Source organism: Borreliella yangtzensis (assembly GCF_014201775.1).
Lineage (GTDB): Bacteria > Spirochaetota > Spirochaetia > Borreliales > Borreliaceae > Borreliella > Borreliella yangtzensis.
This window is the reverse complement of sequence record NZ_JACHFG010000073.1, coordinates 1-1,259: the sequence shown is the minus strand read 5'-3', so window position 1 is coordinate 1,259 and position 1,259 is coordinate 1. Positions and strand designations below refer to the sequence as shown.

Annotated in this window: 3 protein-coding genes; all 3 read right to left on the bottom strand. The window is 32.1% G+C overall.

Annotated features, from left to right (window positions below):
• Positions 1 to 203 (bottom strand): DUF228 domain-containing protein (locus tag HNP68_RS06915; protein ID WP_183221750.1); only part of this gene is annotated, 203 nt, incomplete at its 3' end.
• Between the two features lie 11 nt (positions 204 to 214).
• Positions 215 to 901 (bottom strand): DUF1357 family protein, encoded by a 687-nt coding sequence (locus tag HNP68_RS06910; protein ID WP_183221748.1) that lies wholly within the window; start codon positions 899 to 901, stop codon positions 215 to 217.
• Between the two features lie 16 nt (positions 902 to 917).
• The coding region (locus tag HNP68_RS06905) for an anti-CBASS protein Acb1 family protein (RefSeq protein WP_183221746.1) at positions 918 to 1,259 on the bottom strand (342 nt) is incomplete at its 5' end.

The window sequence follows — 1,259 nt, the reverse complement described above, 5'->3', positions numbered from 1 at the left end:
GGATAGCCCTTAGCAGGATAATTTTCTATTTTGTCTTTACTGCTAGTTCTAACTCCACCAGAATTGGAATAAATTAAATTTTTATCCCTAAACTCTAAAGAATTACCTAGTAAACTAGAATCCTTTTGTGGATTTTTCATTAATGCTTTAATTTCAGCAACTTTTTTTTCAAATTCTTCTTTAATTTTCGTAATATCGCTCATTAGAAACTCCTTTAAGTAATGTTTATACTACTGATTCTTCTTTGTTTGTAAGTACTACTTAAAGCTTGTAAAAACTCCATCAAATCAATCGGAACAAAATTAGGATCAAGCAAACTTGCACTTTCTTCTGATTTAGCAATAATATTGCCTTTAATAGAATCAACAGAAGAAGAATTGCTATTAGCATTTTTTCTTAGTTTAATATTCACCTTAGCCAAAGAGACAAGTTGTTCTAGTATCTCTCCATCAATATGACTTATGTCTGATATTTTAGAAATAGCTTTTACTTGCTCAATTGGAACAAACTTGCGAACAAGTTCTCTGCGTTGCGCTTGTATAATCTCTTCTAGATCGTATCCTTTTGCAAGTAGGGCCTCTTTATTAAAGTGGCTGCTTAGATGCGCTTTTGCAAGCGTATCAATTTCATTAATCCGGTCTGCCTCTAGTAATAATTGCTTTGCAGAACGCTCTCTCTCTTGAGCCTCGGCAAGTTCTTTTGCTATTCGCTCATTTATACTTAAATCACGGGTTGTTTCTTTGGGTTTTGTATTATTTGCTTGTTCCTTTAAGCGCATATACTCTTCAAAGCGCTTATACTCCTCAAATTCCTCAGCGTTTATAACTTTAGTATCAGATTTAACTTGCTGATCTTTTTTAACTTGCTCCTCAATTATTTCCTTTTTTTCATCTTCAATCACTTTTTAACTCCTTTTCTCAAAATGAAAATAATTTTTCTTTTAAAAAAGCTCGCTCCTCTTTATTAAAAGAACTGCTTTGTATAAGCTCGTTATATTTACCGTAAAGCTCAATTAGCTTAATATCTCTTTCTACCTTTTGATCTTCACTTAACATAACCAGTGAATTAAATCTCATATCAAGACCAAAATATTTATTAAGCTTTAAATTACAAGAATTCTCAATTTGTTCTTGCACGCCTTTTAAAAAATCGTAATAATTGCTCCTATCGCCTTTACCATCATTTCCAAGCCCTTTAGCCTGTTCGTTAAAACTTCTAGTTAGGGGTTCTTTAGTATCAGCACCAATTTTTGCTTTAAT